General features: G+C 57.4%; 20 protein-coding genes and 2 tRNA genes. 20 read left to right on the top strand and 2 right to left on the bottom strand.

Going from position 1 to position 21,710, the window contains the following annotated elements:
* Nucleotides 1–12: 12 nt before the first annotated feature.
* From carB to AC27HQ_RS16090, 3 genes are read left to right on the top strand one after another with little or no spacing between them, the layout of a single operon-like run.
* Nucleotides 13–3,228, top strand: coding sequence for a carbamoyl-phosphate synthase large subunit (gene carB, locus AC27HQ_RS16100; protein ID WP_487157225.1), 3,216 nt, complete (start codon nt 13–15; stop codon nt 3,226–3,228).
* Nucleotides 3,228–3,704, top strand: coding sequence for a transcription elongation factor GreA (gene greA / locus AC27HQ_RS16095; protein ID WP_487157224.1), 477 nt, complete (start codon nt 3,228–3,230; stop codon nt 3,702–3,704). Before carB ends, greA begins: the two co-directional genes overlap by 1 nt.
* A complete protein-coding gene (locus tag AC27HQ_RS16090) occupies nt 3,701–4,126 on the top strand; it encodes a DUF4149 domain-containing protein (protein ID WP_487157223.1) in 426 nt (141 codons plus the stop codon). Before greA ends, AC27HQ_RS16090 begins: the two co-directional genes overlap by 4 nt.
* Nucleotides 4,127–4,174: 48 nt before the next feature.
* Here AC27HQ_RS16090 and yhbY read toward each other — a convergent pair whose 3' ends face one another.
* Nucleotides 4,175–4,489: a ribosome assembly RNA-binding protein YhbY gene (yhbY, locus tag AC27HQ_RS16085; RefSeq protein WP_487157222.1), complete on the bottom strand. Its 315-nt coding sequence runs from the start codon at nt 4,487–4,489 to the stop codon at nt 4,175–4,177.
* Nucleotides 4,490–4,600: 111 nt separating this feature from the next.
* Between yhbY and rlmE the strand changes: the two genes are divergently transcribed.
* The 15 genes from rlmE to pnp all read left to right on the top strand — a co-directional run bounded on the left by rlmE (nt 4,601) and on the right by pnp (nt 19,838).
* Nucleotides 4,601–5,227: a 23S rRNA (uridine(2552)-2'-O)-methyltransferase RlmE gene (gene rlmE, locus AC27HQ_RS16080; protein ID WP_487157221.1), complete on the top strand. Its 627-nt coding sequence runs from the start codon at nt 4,601–4,603 to the stop codon at nt 5,225–5,227.
* A 148-nt stretch (nt 5,228–5,375) separates the two neighbouring features.
* Complete coding sequence (gene ftsH, locus AC27HQ_RS16075) at nt 5,376–7,322, top strand: ATP-dependent zinc metalloprotease FtsH (RefSeq protein ID WP_487157220.1); 1,947 nt, start codon at nt 5,376–5,378, stop codon at nt 7,320–7,322.
* A 10-nt stretch (nt 7,323–7,332) separates the two neighbouring features.
* Nucleotides 7,333–8,193 (top strand): dihydropteroate synthase, encoded by an 861-nt coding sequence (gene folP / locus AC27HQ_RS16070; protein WP_487157219.1) that lies wholly within the window; start codon nt 7,333–7,335, stop codon nt 8,191–8,193.
* 27 nt (nt 8,194–8,220) lie between these two features.
* Complete coding sequence (glmM, locus tag AC27HQ_RS16065; RefSeq protein ID WP_487157218.1) at nt 8,221–9,573, top strand: phosphoglucosamine mutase; 1,353 nt, start codon at nt 8,221–8,223, stop codon at nt 9,571–9,573.
* A gap of 123 nt (nt 9,574–9,696) precedes the next feature.
* Nucleotides 9,697–10,455, top strand: coding sequence for a triose-phosphate isomerase (gene tpiA, locus AC27HQ_RS16060; RefSeq protein WP_487157217.1), 759 nt, complete (start codon nt 9,697–9,699; stop codon nt 10,453–10,455).
* Nucleotides 10,455–10,835, top strand: coding sequence for a preprotein translocase subunit SecG (secG, locus tag AC27HQ_RS16055; RefSeq protein ID WP_487157216.1), 381 nt, complete (start codon nt 10,455–10,457; stop codon nt 10,833–10,835). Before tpiA ends, secG begins: the two co-directional genes overlap by 1 nt.
* A 12-nt stretch (nt 10,836–10,847) precedes the next feature.
* Nucleotides 10,848–10,932: transfer RNA gene (locus AC27HQ_RS16050), tRNA-Leu, on the top strand.
* Between the two features lie 101 nt (nt 10,933–11,033).
* Nucleotides 11,034–11,110, top strand: a tRNA-Met gene (locus tag AC27HQ_RS16045).
* Between the two features lie 128 nt (nt 11,111–11,238).
* Nucleotides 11,239–11,694 (top strand): ribosome maturation factor RimP, encoded by a 456-nt coding sequence (rimP, locus tag AC27HQ_RS16040; protein ID WP_487157215.1) that lies wholly within the window; start codon nt 11,239–11,241, stop codon nt 11,692–11,694.
* Between the two features lie 53 nt (nt 11,695–11,747).
* On the top strand, nt 11,748–13,229 hold the full coding sequence (nusA, locus tag AC27HQ_RS16035; protein WP_487157214.1) for a transcription termination factor NusA: 1,482 nt from the start codon (nt 11,748–11,750) through the stop codon (nt 13,227–13,229).
* Between the two features lie 61 nt (nt 13,230–13,290).
* Nucleotides 13,291–15,816: a translation initiation factor IF-2 gene (gene infB, locus AC27HQ_RS16030; protein WP_487157213.1), complete on the top strand. Its 2,526-nt coding sequence runs from the start codon at nt 13,291–13,293 to the stop codon at nt 15,814–15,816.
* 128 nt (nt 15,817–15,944) lie between these two features.
* Nucleotides 15,945–16,331, top strand: a complete 387-nt coding sequence (gene rbfA, locus AC27HQ_RS16025; protein ID WP_487157212.1) for a 30S ribosome-binding factor RbfA — start codon at nt 15,945–15,947, stop codon at nt 16,329–16,331.
* 3 nt (nt 16,332–16,334) lie between these two features.
* On the top strand, nt 16,335–17,255 hold the full coding sequence (truB, locus tag AC27HQ_RS16020; protein ID WP_487157211.1) for a tRNA pseudouridine(55) synthase TruB: 921 nt from the start codon (nt 16,335–16,337) through the stop codon (nt 17,253–17,255).
* 116 nt (nt 17,256–17,371) lie between these two features.
* A complete protein-coding gene (gene rpsO, locus AC27HQ_RS16015) occupies nt 17,372–17,641 on the top strand; it encodes a 30S ribosomal protein S15 (protein ID WP_150278770.1) in 270 nt (89 codons plus the stop codon).
* Nucleotides 17,642–17,729: 88 nt separating this feature from the next.
* Complete coding sequence (gene pnp, locus AC27HQ_RS16010; RefSeq protein ID WP_487157210.1) at nt 17,730–19,838, top strand: polyribonucleotide nucleotidyltransferase; 2,109 nt, start codon at nt 17,730–17,732, stop codon at nt 19,836–19,838.
* Between the two features lie 96 nt (nt 19,839–19,934).
* On the opposite strand, the gene AC27HQ_RS16005 is transcribed toward pnp, so the two are convergent.
* Nucleotides 19,935–20,249 carry a hypothetical protein gene (locus AC27HQ_RS16005; protein WP_487157209.1) on the bottom strand — a complete coding sequence of 105 codons (315 nt, stop codon included), beginning with the start codon at nt 20,247–20,249 and terminating at the stop codon, nt 19,935–19,937.
* A gap of 616 nt (nt 20,250–20,865) precedes the next feature.
* Here AC27HQ_RS16005 and AC27HQ_RS16000 point away from each other — a divergent pair.
* Together AC27HQ_RS16000 and AC27HQ_RS15995 are read left to right on the top strand one after the other, a co-directional pair.
* On the top strand, nt 20,866–21,114 hold the full coding sequence (locus tag AC27HQ_RS16000; protein WP_487157208.1) for a hypothetical protein: 249 nt from the start codon (nt 20,866–20,868) through the stop codon (nt 21,112–21,114).
* Nucleotides 21,115–21,231: 117 nt separating this feature from the next.
* Nucleotides 21,232–21,660: a hypothetical protein gene (locus tag AC27HQ_RS15995; protein ID WP_487157207.1), complete on the top strand. Its 429-nt coding sequence runs from the start codon at nt 21,232–21,234 to the stop codon at nt 21,658–21,660.
* The last annotated feature ends 50 nt before the right edge of the window (nt 21,661–21,710 follow it).

Here is a 21,710-nt window from a genome sequence, read left to right as displayed (position 1 = left end):
TTGTAGACGACTATGCCAAAACGTACAGACATCAAAAGCATTCTGATCCTCGGCGCCGGTCCTATCGTGATCGGCCAGGCCTGCGAATTTGACTATTCCGGAGCTCAGGCCTGCAAGGCGCTGAAGGAAGAGGGCTTCCGCGTCATCCTGGTCAACTCCAACCCGGCGACCATCATGACCGACCCGGCCATGGCCGATGCCACCTATATCGAACCGATCAAATGGCAGACCGTGGCCAAGATCATCGAGAAGGAGCGTCCGGATGCCGTGTTGCCGACCATGGGTGGCCAGACCGCACTGAACTGTGCGCTGGACCTGGAAAAGCACGGCGTACTGGAAAAGTACAATGTCGAAATGATCGGCGCCAACGCCGACACCATCGACAAGGCCGAAGACCGTTCGCGCTTCGACAAGGCGATGAAGTCCATTGGTCTGGCTTGCCCGGTCTCGGGTATCGCCCACGACATGCAGGAAGCCTACAAGGTCCTTGATCAGGTTGGTTTCCCCTGCATCATTCGTCCGTCCTTCACCATGGGCGGCACTGGTGGCGGCATTGCCTACAACCGTGAAGAGTTCGAAGAGATCTGTAACCGCGGTCTGGACCTGTCGCCGACCAAGGAACTGCTGATCGACGAATCGCTGATCGGCTGGAAAGAATATGAGATGGAAGTGGTCCGTGACAAAAAGGACAACTGCATCATCGTCTGCTCGATCGAGAACTTCGATCCCATGGGTGTGCACACCGGTGACTCGATCACCGTAGCGCCAGCCCAGACACTGACGGACAAGGAATATCAGGTCATGCGTAACGCCTCGCTGGCGGTACTGCGTGAGATCGGCGTGGAAACCGGTGGCTCGAACGTGCAGTTCGGCATTAACCCGGTTGACGGTCGCATGGTGGTGATCGAGATGAACCCACGGGTCTCGCGTTCATCAGCACTGGCCTCCAAGGCCACCGGCTTCCCGATTGCCAAGATCGCCGCCAAGCTGGCTGTGGGTTACACCCTGGATGAGCTGCAGAACGACATCACTGGCGGTCGCACACCGGCGTCCTTCGAGCCGGCGATTGACTATGTTGTGACCAAGATCCCGCGTTTTGCCTTCGAGAAATTCCCCAACGCCGATGCGCGGCTGACTACCCAGATGAAGTCCGTGGGCGAAGTCATGGCCATTGGTCGGACCTTCCAGGAATCCCTGCAGAAAGCCCTGCGTGGCCTGGAAGTGGGCGTTAGCGGCCTGGATCCCAAGGTGGATCTGGCCAGCGCCGATGCTGCCACCGATCTGACCCGCGAGCTGACCGTACCCGGTGCTGACCGGATCTGGTATCTGGCCGACGCTTTCCGCTCCGGCATGAGCCTGGAGCAGATCTTCGACCTGACCAAGATTGATCCCTGGTTCCTGGTTCAGCTCGAAGACCTGATCAAGGAAGAGGAGCGGGTCAAGACCCTCGGCCTGTCCGACATCGACCACGACCTGATGTACCGCTTGAAGCGCAAGGGCTTTGCCGATATCCGTCTGGCCAGCCTGCTGGGCGTCAGCGAAAAGACCCTGCGCAGCCTGCGTCACAAGCTCAAGGTGCACCCGGTGTACAAGCGGGTGGATACCTGCGCCGCCGAGTTCGCCACCGATACCGCGTACATGTACTCGACCTATGAAGAAGAGTGCGAAGCCAACCCCAGCAGCCGTGACAAGATCATGGTGTTGGGCGGTGGTCCAAACCGCATCGGCCAGGGCATCGAGTTCGACTATTGCTGTGTTCATGCGGCGCTGGCCATGCGTGAAGACGGCTACGAGACCATCATGGTCAACTGTAATCCGGAAACCGTCTCCACCGACTACGACACTTCCGATCGTCTGTATTTCGAGCCAGTGACTCTGGAAGATGTGCTGGAAATCGTCCGCGTCGAGAAGCCCAAGGGCGTGATCGTGCAGTACGGTGGTCAGACGCCGCTGAAACTGGCCCGCGCACTGGAAGAAGCTGGCGTACCTATTATTGGTACCAGCCCCGAGGCCATCGACCGCGCCGAAGACCGCGAGCGTTTCCAGCACATGGTCGAGCGCCTGAATCTGCGTCAGCCACCCAATACCACGGTGCGCAGTGAAGATGAAGCCATCAGCGCAGCGGCCAAGATCGGCTACCCGCTGGTTGTCCGGCCGTCTTATGTTTTGGGTGGTCGCGCCATGGAGATCGTCTATCAGGAAGACGAGCTCAAGCGCTACCTGCGTGATGCCGTGAAGGTCTCGAATGACAGCCCGGTGCTGCTGGATCACTTCCTCAACTGTGCGATCGAAGTGGATATCGATGCGATCTGTGACGGCAAGAACGTGGTGATCGGCGCGATCATGCAGCATATCGAGCAGGCCGGGGTGCACTCCGGTGACTCGGCCTGCTCGCTGCCGCCATACTCGCTGCCCGCCGCGATTCAGGACGAAATCCGCGATCAGGTCAAGAAGATGGCGCTGGAGCTTGGCGTGGTCGGTCTGATGAACGTGCAGATGGCCGTGCAGGGCGAGACCATTTACGTGATCGAAGTGAACCCGCGCGCTTCGCGTACCGTCCCCTTCGTCTCCAAGTGCATCGGTCAGTCGCTGGCCAAGCTGGCCGCCCGCGTGATGGCGGGCAAGACCCTGGAAGAAGTCGGCTTCACCAAGGAAGTGGTGCCACCGTACTTCAGCGTCAAGGAAGCGGTCTTCCCCTTCTCCAAGTTTCCTGGTGTTGATCCGATTCTCGGCCCGGAAATGAAATCCACCGGTGAAGTGATGGGCGTTGGTGACAGCTTTGCTGAAGCCTTTGCCAAGTCCCAGGTTGGCGCCAACGAAGTGCTGCCCACCGGTGGCTGTGCCTTTATCAGTGTGCGCGGTGACGACAAGCCTTTTGTTGCTGACGTTGCCCGTGATCTGATTGCCCTGGGCTTTGAAGTGGTCGCCACCAGCGGCACAGCCAAGGTGATTGAAGCCGCTGGTCTCAAGGTGCGTCGTGTCAACAAGGTGACAGAAGGTCGTCCGCATATTGTCGACATGATCAAGAATGACGAGATCCGTCTGGTGATCAACACCACCGAAGGTCGTCAGTCGATTGCCGACTCCTATTCGATTCGCCGCAACGCGCTGCAGCACAAGGTCTACTCGACCACGACGCTGGCGGGTGGCGAAGCCATTTGCATGGCGCTGAAGTTCGGTCCGGAAAAGACCGTGCGTCGTCTGCAAGACTTGCACGCAGGAATCTGATGATGAAATACCCCATGACCAAACAGGGCGCAGAAGCCCTCGAGGCCGAGCTCAAGCACCTTAAATCGGTGCTGCGGCCACAGATCACCCAGGCCATCGCCGAGGCGCGTGAGCTGGGTGATTTGAAGGAAAACGCCGAGTACCATGCCGCCCGCGAGCAGCAGGGCATGGTTGAAGCCCGTGTGCGTGATATCGAAGGTCGCCTGGGTAACGCCCAGATCATTGATGTCACCAGTATTCCGCCTACCGGCAAGGTGATCTTTGGCACTACTGTCGAGATCGTCAACGTCGATACCGACGAGACCGTGACCTACCAGATCGTCGGCGACGACGAAGCGGATATCAAGATCGGCAAGATCTCCGTCAGCTCACCCATCGCCCGCGCCCTGATCGGCAAGGAAGTGGGTGACGTTGCCGTGGTCAAGACCCCGGCCGGTGTCGTCGAGTACGAGATTGTCGAGGTCAGTCACAAGTGACAACGCCTGTCGCCCCTACGGGTTTGCGTGGAGGCCGGATTGCCTGGCAACTGGCGCAGACACTCTGGGTGGGGGGCATGTGGGTATTGTTCTTCGTGTTGCTGCCAGCCCTGCAACAGTTTGGCCTGGCGCCGTTGCTGGTTGAAGAGATTGCCGGCTTCATGCAGCCGCTGGTCATGGGCTTTGCGGCAGTCTGCGTCGTTTTGCAGGTGCTGGTGATTGCCTTTGCCCTTGGGCGCCGTTGCCTGCAGGATATGCGCGCGCAGTTGCTGATGGTGACCTTGTTGGCGGTGGTCGGTTTTTTTGTTCTGGCCGGGCATCCCAATGGTGACTACATGCAGCAGTTCACCTATCTGGTTGCCGCCTTTTGTGGCTTGATTCTGACGCTGCAGCCGCGCCCGGACGAAACCCCGGCAAGCTAGCCGGCGTCACAGCCGCGATCAGGTCGCGGACTGTAACCGGAGCTTGGCTCAGAGGCCTTTGAAGCGGGTCAGATTCGACAGGTTGGGGTTGGCTTTCTTGTTGCGACGCAACAGAATCGCCATCTTGCCGATCACCTGAACCAGCTCGGCACCGCTGGTCTTGCAGACCTGTTCGATCAGTGCCTGCTTGGTCTCACGGTCAGCCACGCTGATACGTATCTTGATCAACTCATGGTCATTGAGTGCGCGGTCAAGTTCGGACAACACGCCTTCGCTGGCGCCCTGGTCACTGACAATTACCACTGGCTTGAGGTGATGGCCAATACGTTTTAGGTCTTTCTTCTGTGCTGAGCTGAGGGTCATAATGATCTGATGTTACCGGCATTGAAAAAATGAATTAGGTGTTTGCCTCTGCTGTCAGAGCAGAATGGGCACAGTTTAACAGGCGGCGCGTTCCGCTGCATGAGGTATTCCGTGGCACAGAGCAAGACCAGCAAGCGCTGGCTGAAAGAACATTTTGACGATCCCTTTGTCAAACAGGCACAGAAAGACGGTTACCGCTCACGGGCCAGCTACAAGCTGCTCGAGGTGCAGGAAAAGGATCGTTTGCTGAAGCCCGGCATGACCGTGCTCGATCTTGGCGCGGCGCCTGGCGGCTGGTCACAGGTTGCCAGTCGTCTGATTGGCGAGAAGGGCCGTATCATTGCTTCCGATATTCTGGCCATGGACAGCATCCCAGACGTGACCTTTATTCAGGGCGATTTCACTGAAGACAAGGTATTCGAGGAGATACTGGCAGCTATCGGCGATCAGCAGGTTGACCTTGTTATTTCCGATATGGCCCCCAATATGAGTGGTACCCCTGAAGTGGATCAACCACGCGCGATGTATCTGTGTGAACTGGCCCTGGATATGGCCGAGCGTGTTTTGCGTCCGGGTGGCGACTTTCTGATCAAGGTTTTTCACGGCGAAGGCTTCGATGCGTATTTCAAGCACATGCGTGGCCGCTTTGAAAAGATTGTCACGCGCAAGCCTGATGCCTCGCGCGGTCGCTCAAGGGAAACCTACCTGCTTGGCAGGGGTTATCTCGGCGACGAATAGGCGGGTCGGCTGATTACCGGCACCAACGACATAGTGCGTTACACAGGTTCAACTGCAGTCAGGTCGAATTCTGGTGTAAGGTGACATGGATGTTTCTCAGACTCAGTTATGCCCATGTTGAGCCTCAACAGGGCAAGAGGGTAGCGATTTGAACGATATGGCGAAAAACCTCATCCTGTGGTTGATCATTGCGGCCGTACTGGTGACGGTGATGAACAACTTCAGCAGTACCGCAGAGCCAACCAATACCCTCAACTATTCCCAGTTTCTGGATCTGGTCAAGGATCGTCAGGTTGAGCGGGTTACCGTGGACGGCTTTGAAATCAGTGGCGTCAATCGTGATGGCAGCCAGTTCAAGACGGTGCGTCCGGCTATTCAGGACAGCGGTCTGATCGGCGATCTGCTGGACAACGATGTGGTTGTTGAGGGCAAGCAGCCTGAAAAGCAGAGCATCTGGACCCAGCTGTTGATTGCCAGCTTCCCGATTCTGATCATTATTGCCATCTTCATGTTCTTCATGCGCCAGATGCAAGGCGGTGCGGGCGGCAAGGGCGGCCCCATGAGCTTTGGCAAGAGCAAGGCGCGCATGCTCTCAGAAGATCAGGTCAAGACCACCTTTGCCGACGTTGCCGGTTGCGATGAGGCCAAGGAAGAAGTCAGCGAGCTGGTCGAGTTCCTGCGTGATCCGGGTAAGTTCCAGCGTCTGGGCGGGCACATTCCGCGCGGCGTCTTGATGGTCGGCCAGCCGGGTACGGGTAAGACCTTGCTTGCCAAGGCCGTCGCCGGCGAAGCCAAAGTGCCGTTCTTTACCATTTCCGGTTCCGACTTTGTCGAAATGTTCGTGGGTGTAGGTGCCAGTCGCGTGCGCGACATGTTTGATCAGGCCAAAAAGCATGCGCCTTGCATCATCTTTATTGACGAGATCGATGCGGTCGGTCGTCACCGTGGTTCGGGAATGGGTGGTGGTCATGATGAGCGTGAGCAGACCCTGAACCAGTTGCTGGTTGAGATGGATGGCTTTGAGCCCAACGACGGCATCATCGTCGTCGCGGCGACCAACCGGCCTGACGTGCTTGACCCCGCCTTGCTGCGCCCGGGCCGCTTTGACCGTCAGGTTGTCGTCGGCCTGCCGGATATTCGTGGCCGCGAGCAGATTCTCAAGGTGCACATGCGCAAGGTGCCGCTGGGTGATGACGTACAGCCCGCCAATATTGCCCGTGGTACCCCCGGTTTCTCCGGTGCCGATCTGGCCAACCTGGTCAACGAAGCGTCCCTGTTTGCCGCCCGCGCCAACAAGCGTCTGGTGGAAATGAAGGAATTCGAGATGGCCAAGGACAAGATCATGATGGGCGCCGAGCGCAAGTCCATGGTCATGTCCGACAAGGAAAAGCTCAATACCGCCTATCACGAGTCCGGCCATGCCATTGTTGGCCGCTTGATGCCCGAACATGATCCGGTCTACAAGGTTTCGATCATTCCCCGTGGTCGCGCCCTGGGTGTGACCATGTTCCTGCCCGAGGAAGATCGTTACAGTCTGTCCAAGCGGGCGCTGATCAGCCAGATCTGCTCACTCTTCGGCGGTCGTATTGCCGAGGAAATGACCCTGGGCTTTGACGGTGTGACCACAGGTGCGTCGAACGACATCATGCGCGCCACCCAGTTGGCCAAGAACATGGTGACCAAATGGGGCCTGTCCGAGAAACTCGGTCCGTTGCTCTATGCCGAGGATGAGGATCAGGGCTATCTGGGCCGCATGGGCGGTGGTGGTGGATCAAATGTCTCCGGTGAAACAGCCAAGGTCATTGACCAGGAAGTGCGTCGGATCATTGATGAGTGCTACGACACGGCCAAGCAGATCCTGCATGACAACCGTGACAAGATGGATCTGATGGCCGAAGCCCTGATGAAGTACGAAACCATTGATGCCGATCAGATTGATGACATCATGAATGGCGTGCCGGCACGCGAGCCCAAGGACTGGAATCAGGACGACAAGTCCGGCCCCGGTGCAGCAGCCAACAAGCCTCAGGGCGATGTGCAGGATGATAAGGCCGATGACAGTGGTGTCATCGGCGGTCCAGCCAGCGAGCACTGAGTCTGTCTTGATGTCCGTCACTTCCAATAATACCCGGTTGCCTTGCGGCGACCGGGTGTTGGACCTGTCCCGTACCCATGTCATGGGTATTCTCAATACCACACCTGACTCCTTTTCCGATGGCGGACGCTTTCAGCAGCTTGATGATGCGCTGCGGCATGTTGAACGCATGTTGTCCGAGGGCGCGACGCTGATCGATGTGGGCGGCGAATCAACCCGTCCAGGCGCTCAAGCGGTATCCACTGCCGAGGAAGTCGATCGCGTTGTTCCGGTAGTCGAGGCCATCAAGTTGCGTTTTGACACTATCGTCTCGGTGGATACCAGTAACCCTCAAGTCATAGCAGGCAGCGCGGCGGTGGGTGCCGGGCTGATCAATGATGTGCGTGCGTTGCAGCGCCCCGGTGCCCTGCAGGCAGTCGCAGCGACGGCGCTGCCGGTGTGCCTGATGCACATGCAGGGTGATCCGCAAAATATGCAGCAGGCCCCGCGTTATGACTCGATTATCGATGAAGTATCAGACTTTCTCGCGAATCGGGTTGCGGCCTGCGAGAATGCCGGTATTGACCGTGGCAGGCTGATTCTGGATCCGGGGTTTGGTTTTGGCAAAACCCTGGAGCACAACCTTCAGCTGTTTGCACGCATGAACGAATTGCGTCCGCGAGGCCTGCCATTACTGGTCGGCGTATCGCGTAAAAGCATGATTGGTCAATTGCTCGGTCGCGAGGTCGACCAGCGCCTGGCCGGCGGTTTGGCCTTGGCGACGCTGGCCGTGACCCTTGGCGCACGACTCATTCGCGTGCATGACGTGGCCGCCAGTGTTGACGCCGTGCGCATGGCCGAAGCCGTTCTGGCCGCCGGTCACCCACATTGAACAGGTTCTTCACCCAGGATGCTTGACATGCAAAAACGCTATTTCGGCACAGACGGCATTCGCGGTCATGTCGGTACTCACCCGATAACCCCCGAGTTTGTCCTCAAACTCGGCTGGGCTGTGGGTACCGCTTTTCGCCGGCAGGGCAGTTGCCGGGTCATGATTGGCAAGGACACGCGGATTTCCGGCTATATGTTTGAATCGGCATTGGAAGCGGGTCTGTCTGCTGCGGGTGCTCATGTGCAACTACTCGGTCCCATGCCCACGCCCGCGATTGCCTACCTGACCCGCACCTTCAAGGCCGACGCCGGCATTGTTATCAGTGCTTCGCATAACCCGTATTACGACAACGGCATCAAGTTCTTCTCGGCCACCGGTAGCAAGCTGCCTGATGAGCTGGAGCTGGAAATCGAGCGGCTGGTCGATGAACCCATGCAGGTGGTCGAGTCGGCACAGCTGGGCAAGGTGTTCAGGGTTGAAGACGCCTCCGGACGTTATATTGAGTTCTGCAAAAGCAGCGTACCCACCAGTACCAGCTTCAAGGGTCTGAAGCTGGTGCTCGACTGCGCCCATGGCGCCACCTACAAGGTGGCACCCAGTGTGTTTCGTGAGCTGGGGGCCGAGGTGATTGTCATTGGTGACAAGCCAGATGGACTGAACATCAATGACCAGGTCGGCTCCACTGATCTGCGTGCGCTTACCCAGCAGGTGCTGGACAGCGGTGCCGATCTGGGTATTGCCCTGGATGGCGATGGCGATCGGGTCCTGATGGTTGACCATCAGGGTGTCGAGGTCGACGGCGATGAGCTGCTGTATATCATGGCCATGGATCTGCATCGGCGTGACCTGCTGCGTGGTGGTGTAGTCGGCACGCAGATGAGCAATCTGGGGCTGGAACTGGCGCTGCGCGACAAGGGTATCGAGTTTGTTCGTGCCAAGGTCGGTGACCGTTATGTCATGGCTGGATTGCGTGAGCATGACTGGATTCTCGGTGGGGAAGCGTCGGGGCATATTGTCTGCCTGAATCACACCAGTACCGGTGACGGCATCATTGCTGCTCTGCAGGTGCTCAAAGCGTTGCAGTACAATGGCCAGACCCTGGCGCAAGCACGAAGCGGCATGCTCAAGTGCCCACAGACCTTGATCAATGTGGCTTATGCCCGCGGTGCCGACTCGCCACTGGCCGATCCAGCTCTGCAGCAGGCGGTAGCGGCAGCCGAGTCCAGACTGGGTGACAGTGGCCGGGTGTTGTTGCGCCTGTCTGGCACCGAGCCGTTGATACGCGTCATGGTCGAAGGTCAGGATGCTGCCCAGGTCGCGAGCGAAGCCAACATCCTCGCCAACCAGGTGCGTGTTTTGTTCGCTGCCGAGGCGGGTTAGGCGGTGCATTGGCGGCCCTGGCCAGGAACGCGGGCAATTCATTGATATAGCCGTGCAAAAGGCAGTTGTTTCATACAGGCAACTTGGTTAACATTGGCGCCCGCTTGAACTGAGAGGTTAGGCATGCGTCGTCCACTGGTCGCCGGCAACTGGAAAATGCACGGTACACGGCAGTCCGTTGAAAGCCTGTTGCAAGGCTTGAGTCAGCAGGACTGGCCCAGCGATGTGGATGTGATGATTGCCCCGCCGGCGCTGTTTATTCAGCAGTGCCGAGATGCCTTGACTGATCTGCCGGTGCGTCTGGGTGGGCAGAGTTGCTCTTATCAGGCTGAACCGGGTGCGTTGACGGGTGAGATTTCCCCGGCGCAACTACGCGATGCAGGATGTGAATTTGTACTTGTGGGTCATTCCGAGCGACGCAGTCTGTTCGCCGAGACCGACGAGATAGTATGTAGAAAGTTTGCCGCAGCCCTTGCCTGTGGTCTGCGCCCGGTTCTGTGTGTCGGCGAGACACGCGAGCAGCGGGATGCACAGCTTACCGCCGAGGTGGTGGGCGGCCAGTTGCAGGTTATTCTCGACACCTTTGGTGTCGGTGGTCTGGCTCAGGGTGTAGTGGCCTATGAACCGGTCTGGGCTATCGGTACCGGCTTGACAGCCGAACCTGAGCAGGCTCAGGATGTGCACGCCATGATCCGCGCCCGATTGGCCATGCTGGACGATGAGCAGGCCCAGCGCGTACAGATCCTGTACGGTGGCAGCGTCAAGGCTGATAACGCCGAGGCCCTGTTCTCCATGCCGGATATCGATGGGGGGCTGGTAGGTGGAGCCTCTCTCAATGCAGATGAATTTGGCGCGATTGTACGTGCCGCAGGACGAGCGTAATGATTGAAACAGTAGTTGTGGTTGTACATCTTCTGGTAGCCATCGCTCTGGTCGGATTGGTTCTGATCCAGCAGGGTAAAGGTGCCGAAGCCGGTGCATCCTTTGGTTCAGGCGCCTCCGGTACCGTGTTTGGTAGCCAGGGTTCAGCTACTTTTCTGAGCCGCCTGACGGCCATCATGGCGACCGTATTCTTTGTTACTTCGCTTGGTCTGGCTTATTACGCCAGTACTCAGGCGTCAGCAATTCGTGATGCAGGCCTGCCCGCGCCGGCTCTGCAGACCGCACCGGTGGCTCCGACCATCAGTGAAGATGTACCTGTTCTTGAAGAAGAACAGGCTCCTCAGGCCCCCGCAGTGGATGATGTACCCACTGTCGAGTAAGCCAACAGTTTTGCGGAAGTGGTGGAATTGGTAGACACGCTATCTTGAGGGGGTAGTGCCTTAGGGTGTATGGGTTCGAGTCCCATCTTCCGCACCAACTAGACAGGGCCTGCATTGCAGGCCCTGACTTTTTTCAGGCCAGTAATGTCGGTTGTCTTGTCTCGCTTGCGGGCGTATAATCCACGGCCTAAGATTTGACGCGGGGTGGAGCAGTCTGGTAGCTCGTCGGGCTCATAACCCGAAGGTCGTAGGTTCAAATCCTGCCCCCGCAACCAGTTTTAAAGCCCCTTTTCAGGGGCTTTTTGTTAGCTGTCCTGGGTAATGTCCGGAGCAGTACACAGGATGGGCACTAGTGCCCATTTTTTATTTGTGATGTTTTTCAATACGATGCGAGGCAGACGATTTGTCCGGCAAATTGACTGAGTTGGAGGCCCTGGTGGTCCCGATTGTCGAGGCTTTGGGCTTCCGCAGTTGGGGGATCGAGTATCTGTCCCAGGGGCGGCATACCCTGCTGCGAGTCTATATAGACCATCCAGATGGCATCAGTGTTGAAGCCTGCGCCACAGTCAGCAGGCAGGTCAGTGCGGTACTGGACGTGGAAGATCCAATCACCGGGGATTACACCCTGGAAGTCTCTTCGCCCGGTATGGACAGACCGTTATTTACCCTTGAGCAGTTTGCCGAACATGCAGGCGAACAGGTCAAGATCAGATTGCGCGTACCTTATGAGGGACGGCGGAATTTTCAAGGTGTCATCCGTGGTGTTGAGGGAGACGAAGTCATTTTGCTGGTAGATGAGCACGAGTATCTGCTGCCGATCGACTCCATCGACAAGAGCAATATCATTCCACGGTTTTGAGCATTATTTCGGGCCTCAGTGGCCCCAATGGACGGCGTTAGGCGAGGCATACGATGAGCAAAGAAGTGCTGCTGGTTGTGGAATCCGTTTCCAATGAAAAAGGCGTGCCACCCGGTGTGATTTTCGAAGCACTGGAACTGGCATTGGCTACGGCAACCAAAAAGCGTTACGAAGACGAGGTGGATGTGCGGGTTGCAATCGACCGCCACACCGGCAGCTATGAAAGCTTCATGCGCTGGACCGTTGTCACTGACGAGGATTTTGAAGAGCCCGGCATGCAACTGGCTCTGGATCAGGCCCATGCGCGCGACCCTAACCTGAAGATCGGTGACGTGGTCGAAGAGAAGATCGACTCGGTCGAGTTCGGCCGTATTGCCGCACAGATCGCCAAGCAGGTGATTGTCCAGAAGGTCCGTGAAGCCGAGCGCGCTCAAGTAGTAGACGCCTACCGTGACCGCCTGGGTGAAATCATCAGCGGCACGGTCAAGAAAGTGACCCGTGACAGCGTGATTGTCGACCTGGGCAACAATGCCGAGGCCGTACTGCCGCGCGAAGAAATGATTCCGCGTGAAACCTTCCGCACCGGTGCGCGTATTCGCGCCCTGCTCAAGGAAATTCGCGCCGAGAACCGGGGTCCGCAGCTGGTGCTGTCACGCAGCTGCCCGGAAATGATCATCGAGCTGTTCCGCATTGAAGTGCCGGAAATTGCCGAAGAGCTGATTGAAGTCATGTGCGCCGCACGTGATCCGGGCTCGCGCGCCAAGATCGCCGTGCGTTCCAAGGACAAGCGTATCGATCCCCAGGGTGCCTGTATCGGCATGCGCGGCTCACGCGTCCAGGCCGTTTCCGGCGAACTGGGTGGCGAGCGCGTTGACATCGTACTCTGGGACGACAACTTCGCGCAGTTCGTGATCAACGCCATGGCCCCGGCCGAAGTGGCCTCGATCATCCTTGATGAAGATACCCACACCATCGACATCGCGGTAGCGGAAGATAATCTGGCCCAGGCCATCGGCCGCAGCGGTCAGAACGTGCGTCTGGCCAGCATGCTGACCGGCTGGACCCTGAACGTGATGACCGAAGACGATATCCGTGCCAAACAGGAGGCCGAGACTGGCGATATCCTGCGCACCTTTATCGACGAGCTGGATGTTGATGAAGATCTGGCCCAGTTGCTGGTTGAAGAAGGCTTCACCTCGCTGGAAGAGATCGCCTACGTACCGATGGAAGAAATGCTCGGTATCGATGGCTTTGACGAAGATATCGTCAATGAACTGCGCTCGCGTGCCAAGGATCTGCTGTTGACCAAGGCCATCGCCAGTGAAGAGAAGCTGGAAGATGTGCAGCCCGCTGAGGATCTGCTGAACATGGAGGGCATGGATCGTTCCCTGGCCTTCCATCTGGCAGCCAAGGGCATTGTCACCATGGAAGATCTGGCAGAACAGTCAATCGACGAGTTGCTGGATATTGAAAGCATGAACGAAGAACGTGCCGGTGCGCTGATTATGGCGGCCCGGGCACCCTGGTTTGAATAACCGGTCGGCATAGCAAGTCCCCCCCGCGCTTTGCGGGGCCACCGACTGAGGAGAGATGTGAATGGCGGAAGTGACGGTCAAAGAGTTGGCTGATGTAGTGGGAACCCCCCTAGAGCGTTTGCTGCAGCAGATGCGCGAAGCAGGGTTGCCGCAAACCAGTGCGGATCAGCGTGTCAGCGACGAGGAAAAACAGGCCTTGCTGGCGTTCCTGAAGAATGCCCATGGTGACTCGGTATCCGAGCCACGCAAGATTACCCTGAAGCGCAAGACAGTCAGCACTCTCAAGGTGGCTGGCAGCAAGACGGTCAACGTCGAAGTGCGCAAGAAGAAAACCTACGTCAAGCGCGATCCGGCCGAGCTTGAAGCCGAGCGCCAGCGCGAGCTGGACGAACAACGCGCCGCAGAAGCCGAAGACGCCCGCAAGGCGGCCGTTGAAGCCCAGCGCCGTGAAGAAGAAGCCGCCCGTGTGGCCGCCCAGGCTGCTACCGAGCAGAAGCCGTCCGAGCAACCTGTTGCCGAGGCCCCTGTGGCCCAGGCGGAGCCGGTTGCTGCGGCTCAGCCGCAAGAGCCAGCCAAGCCGGTGGTTATAGCACCGCCTGCTGACAAGCCTGACCATTCCAAGAAAAAGGACGCGCATCGCAAGCCGACCCGCGCCGAGGAAGAGGAAGAGCGCAGCCGCAAGCGCGCCGGTGGTCATGCGACCAAGGGCCGTGTTGCTCCGCGCGTCAGCGAAGATGATGAAGCCATGGCCCGTCGCCGTGGTGGCGGTGGCAAGCTCAAGGCCAACAAGAAACGTAATCAGCACGGCTTCGAGAAGCCGACAGGACCGATAGTGCGCGATGTGGTAATTGGCGAGACCATCACTGTGGCCGAACTGGCGCAGAAGATGTCGATCAAGGCCGCTGAGGTCATCAAGTACATGTTCAAGCAAGGCAACATGGTGACCATCAACCAGGTACTGGATCAGGACACCGCCAGCATCATTGCCGAAGACATGGGCCACAAGGTCAAGCATGTGCGCGAAAGTGACCTGGAAGATGCGCTGGTAACAGCGTCCCAGTCGCATGAAGGCGAAATGGTCAGCCGCGCACCGGTTGTCACGGTCATGGGTCACGTTGACCACGGCAAGACCTCGCTGCTCGACTATATCCGTCGCGCCAAGGTCGCCTCTGGCGAAGCCGGTGGCATTACCCAGCACATTGGTGCCTACCACGTTGAAACTGAACGCGGCATGGTGACCTTCCTGGATACCCCCGGTCACGCCGCGTTTACCGCCATGCGTGCCCGTGGTGCCAAGGCCACTGATATCGTGATTCTGGTGGTAGCGGCCGATGACGGCGTGATGCCGCAGACCCAGGAAGCTGTCCAGCATGCCAAGGCCGCTGGCGTTCCGCTGGTGGTTGCCGTGAACAAGATCGACAAGGAAGACGCCGATCCGGACCGCATCAAGCATGACCTGTCTGCACTCCAGGTCATTCCTGAAGAGTGGGGCGGCGACACCATGTTCATGCACGTATCGGCCAAGGTCGGTACCGGTATCGACGAACTGCTTGAAGCCGTTCTGCTGCAGGCCGAAGTACTTGAACTCAAGGCCCAGCCTTCGGTTCCGGGTCGCGGTGTGGTAGTGGAATCGCGTCTGGACAAGGGCCGCGGCCCGGTGGCGACCGTACTGGTTCAGAACGGTACCCTGCGTCAGGGCGATATCGTCCTGGCCGGCGTCAACTATGGCCGTGTACGTGCCATGTATGACGAGAACGGCAAGCCGATCAAGGAAGCCGGTCCGTCCATTCCCGTCGAGATTCTCGGCCTGGATGGCACCCCGGATGCCGGTGATGAGCTGACCGTGGTCACCGACGAGAAGAAAGCCCGTGAAGTGGCGCTGTTCCGTCAGGGCAAGTTCCGCGAGATCAAACTGGCCCGTCAGCAGTCGGCCAAGCTAGAGAACATGTTCGACAACATCGGCCAGGACGAGAAGAAGACCCTCAATATCGTCCTCAAGTCCGATGTCCGTGGTTCGCTGGAAGCCCTGCAAGGCTCGCTCAGCGATCTGGGTAACGAGGAAGTTCAGGTCAAGATCATTTCCGGTGGCGTGGGTGGTATCACCGAAACCGACGCCAACCTGGCACTGGCGTCCAACGCCGTGATCTTCGGCTTCAACGTGCGTGCCGATGCAACCGCGCGCAAGATCGTTGAAAGTGAAGGCATTGACCTGCGTTACTACAGCGTCATTTACGACATCATCGACGACGTCAAGAAGGCCCTCGGCGGCATGCTCGGCAGCGATGTACGCGAGCAGATCCTCGGTGTGGCCGAGGTTCGCGACGTGTTCCGCTCACCCAAGTTTGGTGCAGTTGCCGGCTGTATGGTGATTGAAGGCACGGTCCACCGTAACCGCCCGATTCGCGTTCTGCGCGAAGACGTGGTGATTTACGAAGGCGAGCTGGAATCCCTGCGTCGCTTCAAGGACGACGTCGGCGAAGTGCGTAACGGCATGGAGTGCGGTATCGGCGTGAAGAACTACAATGACGTTAAACCGGGTGACCGCATCGAAGTCTTCGAGCGCATCCAGGTTCAGCGCAGTCTGTAACCGCCGTTCGCGGCGTCATACGGCAGGTTCATGGGCACAGCCAACAGGCTGGCCGGTGAACTTGCCGTTGGCGTTTTCGTTGAGTTGATTTTTTTATCGGCCACAGCCGTGGCCAGAGACAGAATGTAATGGCAAAAGAATACAGTCGTACCCACCGCGTAGCGGATCAGATGCAGCGTGAACTGGCGCTGTTGATCCAGCGTGAGGTACGTGATCCGCGTATCGGCATGATCACCGTCACTGCGGTCGACGTCAGTCGTGATCTGGCCCACGCCAAGGTGTTTATTACCCTGATGGGCGACGTGACGGCCGAAGAAATCGCCCAGAATCTGTCGATCCTCAAGGATGTGGCCGGTTACCTGCGCATGCAGTTGGGTAAGGTCATGAAGTTGCGCAGTGTGCCGCAGCTGCATTTTCATTATGACGAAAGCGTGCGCCGTGGCGTGCACCTGTCGTCGCTGATCGAACGTGCCGTCGCGGAAGACCGTCAGCACCAGTCGGATGGCGAGGACTGATCTGTGTCGGCACCGCGTAGCAAGCGCCGCGATATCGATGGCGTACTGATTTTCGACAAGCCGCTGGGCATGAGCTCCAACAATGCCCTGCAGAAGGTGCGTTGGCTGTTCAATGCCGCCAAGGGCGGCCATACCGGTAGTCTTGATCCGTTGGCCAGCGGCGTACTGCCGCTGTGCCTGGGCGAGGCCACCAAGTTTTCCCAGTATCTGCTGGATGCCGACAAGGCCTACGTCACCGAAGCCCGTCTGGGCATGACCACCACCACCGGCGATGCCGAGGGTGATGTCATCGAAATGAAACCGGTAAATGTCAGTCTGGAACAGGTCAACGCGGTACTGCCGAGCTTTACCGGCGATATCGAACAGATTCCGCCCATGTATTCGGCGCTCAAGCATGACGGTCAGCCGTTGTACAAACTGGCCCGTGCCGGTGAAACTGTGGAGCGCAAGCCGCGATCTGTTACTATTACCCAGCTAAAATTGTTGGGTCTGGACGGTGATCGTCTGCAGCTGGAAGTCCACTGTACCAAGGGCACCTATATTCGCACCCTGGTTGAAGATATTGGTCTGGCGCTGGGCTGTGGTGCGCATGTATCGGCGCTGCGGCGGATCAAGGCCGGGCCCTTCGATTTGAGTCAGTCGATCACCCTGGAAACCCTTGAAGCATTGCACGCCGAGGGTGGACATGAGGCACTGGATCACCTGTTGCTGCCCAGCGACAGCGGCCTGCTGGATTGGCCGGTGGTGGACCTGACCGAGCAGACCGCCTATTACCTGAACCACGGCCAGGCCGTGCGGGTTCCGGGTAGTCCGGCTTTCGGTATGGTGCGTTTGCGTGACCAGAGCGGCAAATTTATCGGCATCGGCGAAATGACCGACGATGCCCGCGTTGCCCCCAAGCGCCTGATGCGCTTTGAAGGCTGACGCGATGTAGTTGACCCATCAGGGTCACAACGAGGATGGCTGTTAACAGGCATGGTCACTCCTCGATTTAAAACACGGGATTCGTTCCCGGCCTGTTCACTCAGAGGAAAGCTGTCATGGCACTGAGCGTCGAAGAGAAAGCTGCAATTGTAACCGAATACGCGCGTGGCGAAGGTGACACCGGTTCTCCGGAAGTCCAGGTAGCGCTGTTGACTGCAAACATCAACAAGCTGCAGGGTCACTTCAAGGAAAACAAGAAGGATCACCATTCCCGTCGTGGTCTGATCCGGATGGTAAACCAGCGTCGTAAGCTGCTGGACTACCTGAAGTCGAAAGACATTCCGCGTTACTCCAGCTTGATCAGCAGTCTGGGTCTGCGTCGCTAAGCGACAGGTCCCGTTTGGACATGGCCGGGTCCGAAACCCGGTCATGCCCAGAGTTTCCCCAAAGGCAAAAACAGAGAGAGAAGACACCGTGAAACCGGTTATCAAACAATTCAAATTAGGTAATAACACCGTCACCCTGGAAACCGGTCGTATCGCCCGCCAGGCTTCCGGTGCTGTACTGGTCAGCATTGATGATGCTGTCAGCGTGCTGTGCACCGTGGTAGGCGCCAAGAAGGCCGAAGCCGGCCGTGACTTCTTTCCCCTGTCCGTGCATTACATCGAAAAAACCTACGCCGCCGGCCGTATCCCCGGTGGTTTCTTCAAGCGTGAAGGCCGTCCGACCGAAAAAGAGACCCTGACCTCGCGCCTGATCGATCGTCCGATCCGCCCGCTGTTCCCCGAAGGCTTCATGAATGAAGTCCAGGTCGTGTGTACGGTTGTCTCTACCGACAAGAGCACCGATCCGGATATCGCCGCTATGCTCGGTACCTCCGCCGCCCTAGCGATTTCCGGCATTCCGTTCGACGGCCCGATTGCCGGCGCACGCGTTGGCTTTGACGCCAACAACGGTTACATCCTCAACCCCAACTACGAACAGCTGAAAGACTCGCGTCTGGACATGGTCGTAGCCGGTACTGAAGACGCCGTACTGATGGTTGAATCCGAAGCCAAGGAACTGACCGAAGACCAGATGCTGGGTGCCGTACTGTTCGCCCACATGGAATTCCAGACCGCCATCCAGGCTATCAAGGAACTCGCCGCTGAAACCGGCAAGGCCCGTTGGGACTGGACTGCACCTGCGGAAAATACCGCCCTGCTGGATGCGATCAAATCACAGTTTGGCGCTGGCATTGCCGAGGGTTACACCATCACCGACAAAATGGCCCGCTACACCCGCCTTGGCGAGTTGCGCACCCAGGCCATCGAAGCCCTGGCTGGTGACGAAGAGGGCAAGCCCTCCGCTGGTGAGGTCAAGGACGCCTTCGGCGAGATCGAGTACCGCACCGTGCGTGAAAGCATCGTCAACGGCAACCCGCGTATCGACGGTCGCGACACCAAGACCGTTCGCCCGCTGAACATCGAAGTCGGCGTACTGGATCGCACCCACGGCTCGGCCCTGTTTACTCGTGGCGAAACGCAGGCGCTGGTTGTGACCACCCTGGGTACCGCCCGTGATGCACAGCTGCTGGACACCCTGGAAGGCGAGAAGAAAGACCCCTTCATGCTGCACTACAACTTCCCTCCCTACTCCGTAGGCGAGTGCGGTCGTATGGGCGGCACCGGTCGTCGTGAAGTCGGCCACGGCCGTCTGGCCCGTCGCGGTATCGCTGCCGTGATGCCGAACATGGATGACTTCCCCTACACTATCCGCGTGGTATCGGAAATCACCGAGTCCAACGGCTCCAGCTCCATGGCTTCCGTGTGCGGCGCCTCTCTGGCTCTGATGGACGCCGGCGTACCACTGAGCGCTCCGGTAGCCGGTATCGCCATGGGTCTGGTCAAGGAAGGCGACAAGTTCGCTGTTCTGACCGACATCCTCGGTGACGAGGATCACCTCGGCGACATGGACTTCAAGGTAGCCGGTACCAGCAAGGGCGTGACCGCGCTGCAGATGGACATCAAGATCAAGGGCATCACCGAAGAGATCATGGAAATTGCCCTGGGCCAGGCCCTGGAAGCACGCCTGAACATCCTCGGCCAGATGAACCAGATCCTTGGCGAGTCGCGCAAGGAGCTGTCCTCCAACGCACCGACCATGATCAGCATGAAGATCGACTCCGACAAGATTCGTGACGTGATCGGCAAGGGCGGCGCGGTTATTCGCAGCATCTGTGAAGATACCGGGGCCTCCATCGACATCACTGACGACGGTTCCGTCAAGATCTTCGCTCCAACCAAGGACGCTGCCAACGCGGCCAAGGCCCGGGTTGACGAGATCACCGCTGAAGCGGAAATCGGCAAGATCTACGAAGGCAAGGTCGAGCGCATCGTCGACTTCGGCGCCTTCGTCAACATCCTGCCCGGCAAGGACGGCCTGGTACACATTTCTCAAATCGCCAACCAGCGTATCGAGAAAGTCACCGACGTGCTGACCGAAGGTCAGATGGTGCGTGTACTGGTACTGGACGTGGACAACCGCGGCCGTATCAAGCTGTCGATCAAGGACGTGGAAGGTGTAGACGCTGCCAGCGCCTGAGCCATCGCGTAAGTGAAAAAGCCCCGGCTTATGGTCGGGGCTTTTTAGTTTGTATAGGGCAGTCAGCCAGCACGCATACTGTGACGCAGTCAGGTCTTAGATGGGAATAGCCAGAATCAGCGCAATCCCGATCAGCGTCGCACAGGTAATCAACAGCTGATTGGTTACAGGCTCCTTGAGCTCATACACGACCTGCTTTTGCTCGGCGTAGGTTTTACCGGTCAGCAGGATCAACGCGGCCAAGGGCGTCAGTAACACCAGCGTGGCAGTAACAAACCAGCGTTGGCGATACCACGCCACCTGGTCATAGGTCAGTTCAGTCTTTTCAAAAAGTTTTTCGTTCATCGCTGCGGCGTCCTTCTGCGGGTTGTCAGCCAGGCCAAAAAAAGCAGCGCGCATTGTGGCATGCATGCCAGGCGCCGTGTTTTCAAGGACGCAGAGCTGTGATCCACGCCACATTTGGTTGTCCTTTAAACCACTAGGCAATTGATAAGCCCGGCAACCCTGGTCGATCAAAAAATACACTAGCACTTTGCCAGCGCATAAAAGCCATGTTATACCTGACGCACTGGCCAAGCTCGCTTGACAGCATTCCCTCCATTTTGGGCAAGGACTGCCGACAAACCCGCTTGAATAATCATTGCCCAGACAGACGCTGTGCGCATTGTCATGCGCAAAAGGTGGGGCGGTAGCGTGCCTGGCGCGGCACCTTCTGGCTTCCGTCCTTGGCAATAACCGTCTGCAAAACGGTCGGTGCGACCGATATATCTAAGCCAAAGCTAAAATGTCTATTTTTATAAGCGAATTCAGAAGGTTAGGATCATGCTAAGAAATGGGGATATGAGTCGCAGCGACCGTTTTGTAAGGTGTCCTGCAAATGCTTACTGAGCTACAAGCCTTAATTTACTGGGCCTTCAGAGGAGTCGGGGTTAAATTTTAAAATGACTAAACGATCACCGAGATATGAGTCGGTGCGACTACTATACAAATGTTATGTGTTCAGCACGTTGACGAATAAGGAGTTGAAATGAAAATCAAGGATTTGATCAAGAAGCTGCAGCAGTTTGATCCAGAGCAGTCCGTGGCCTGCTACTCGGAAGACGAGGGCCTTAAGTTCGATGGCGGTCCTGTTCAAATATTCGAGATTTTGAATATTTCTGAATCTGATGCCGAATCGAGCAGACTAAACGATGGCGCAGGCAAGCCTTGGCTTAAGTTCGGAAAATCTGATAGCTCGTCAAAATTTGTTCTTATTGAAATCACATCTGATATTTAGGTACATAGATTCAACACATAACCAATCACTGCATGGGACCGGCTCTCCGCCGCTTCGCGGCTACAAACCGGCCCATGAGTTCACACGTTAGCTTAAAATTCAAAGGAGAGTTAGTTAATGGCAAATGGTTGGAAGGTAGCAGCAAGAATTGCCGGAGGTCCACTCGTCGGTCTAATTATCGATGGAGTAGAGGCTTCCTCAAAATCGATGGATGATGCGTCCGAAAAAAATATTGAATCCTTGAGAGAAGAAGCAGCGAAACAACAGATCAAAATGGATTACTCTCAGCACCAAGCCCGTGTTGCTCAAGAACTGGCTATAGCAAAGAGGATCGAAAACGCGACAGAGGTTGAGATTGAGGAGTATTACGATAATAGTGGAAAAGGTTCTGCTGGCCTGAATGTCAATGTAGAAACTCAAACAGGATCGTTAGGGGTATCTGGCGAAAATAGACGTGTATCTAAGCGAATATATCGTTTCAAAGGCATAGCAGAAAACGAGTTTGAAACATATGAGCAAAGTGCCAATGATCAAAATCAAAGCTAACAAGGCGCTGCACCGGACAAGCCGGTGAGCGCGGCGTTAGCCCGAAGATG

This window comes from Halopseudomonas sp. 4NH20-0008, from assembly GCF_057548395.1.
This window is presented reverse-complemented; position numbering and strand designations above follow the sequence as displayed.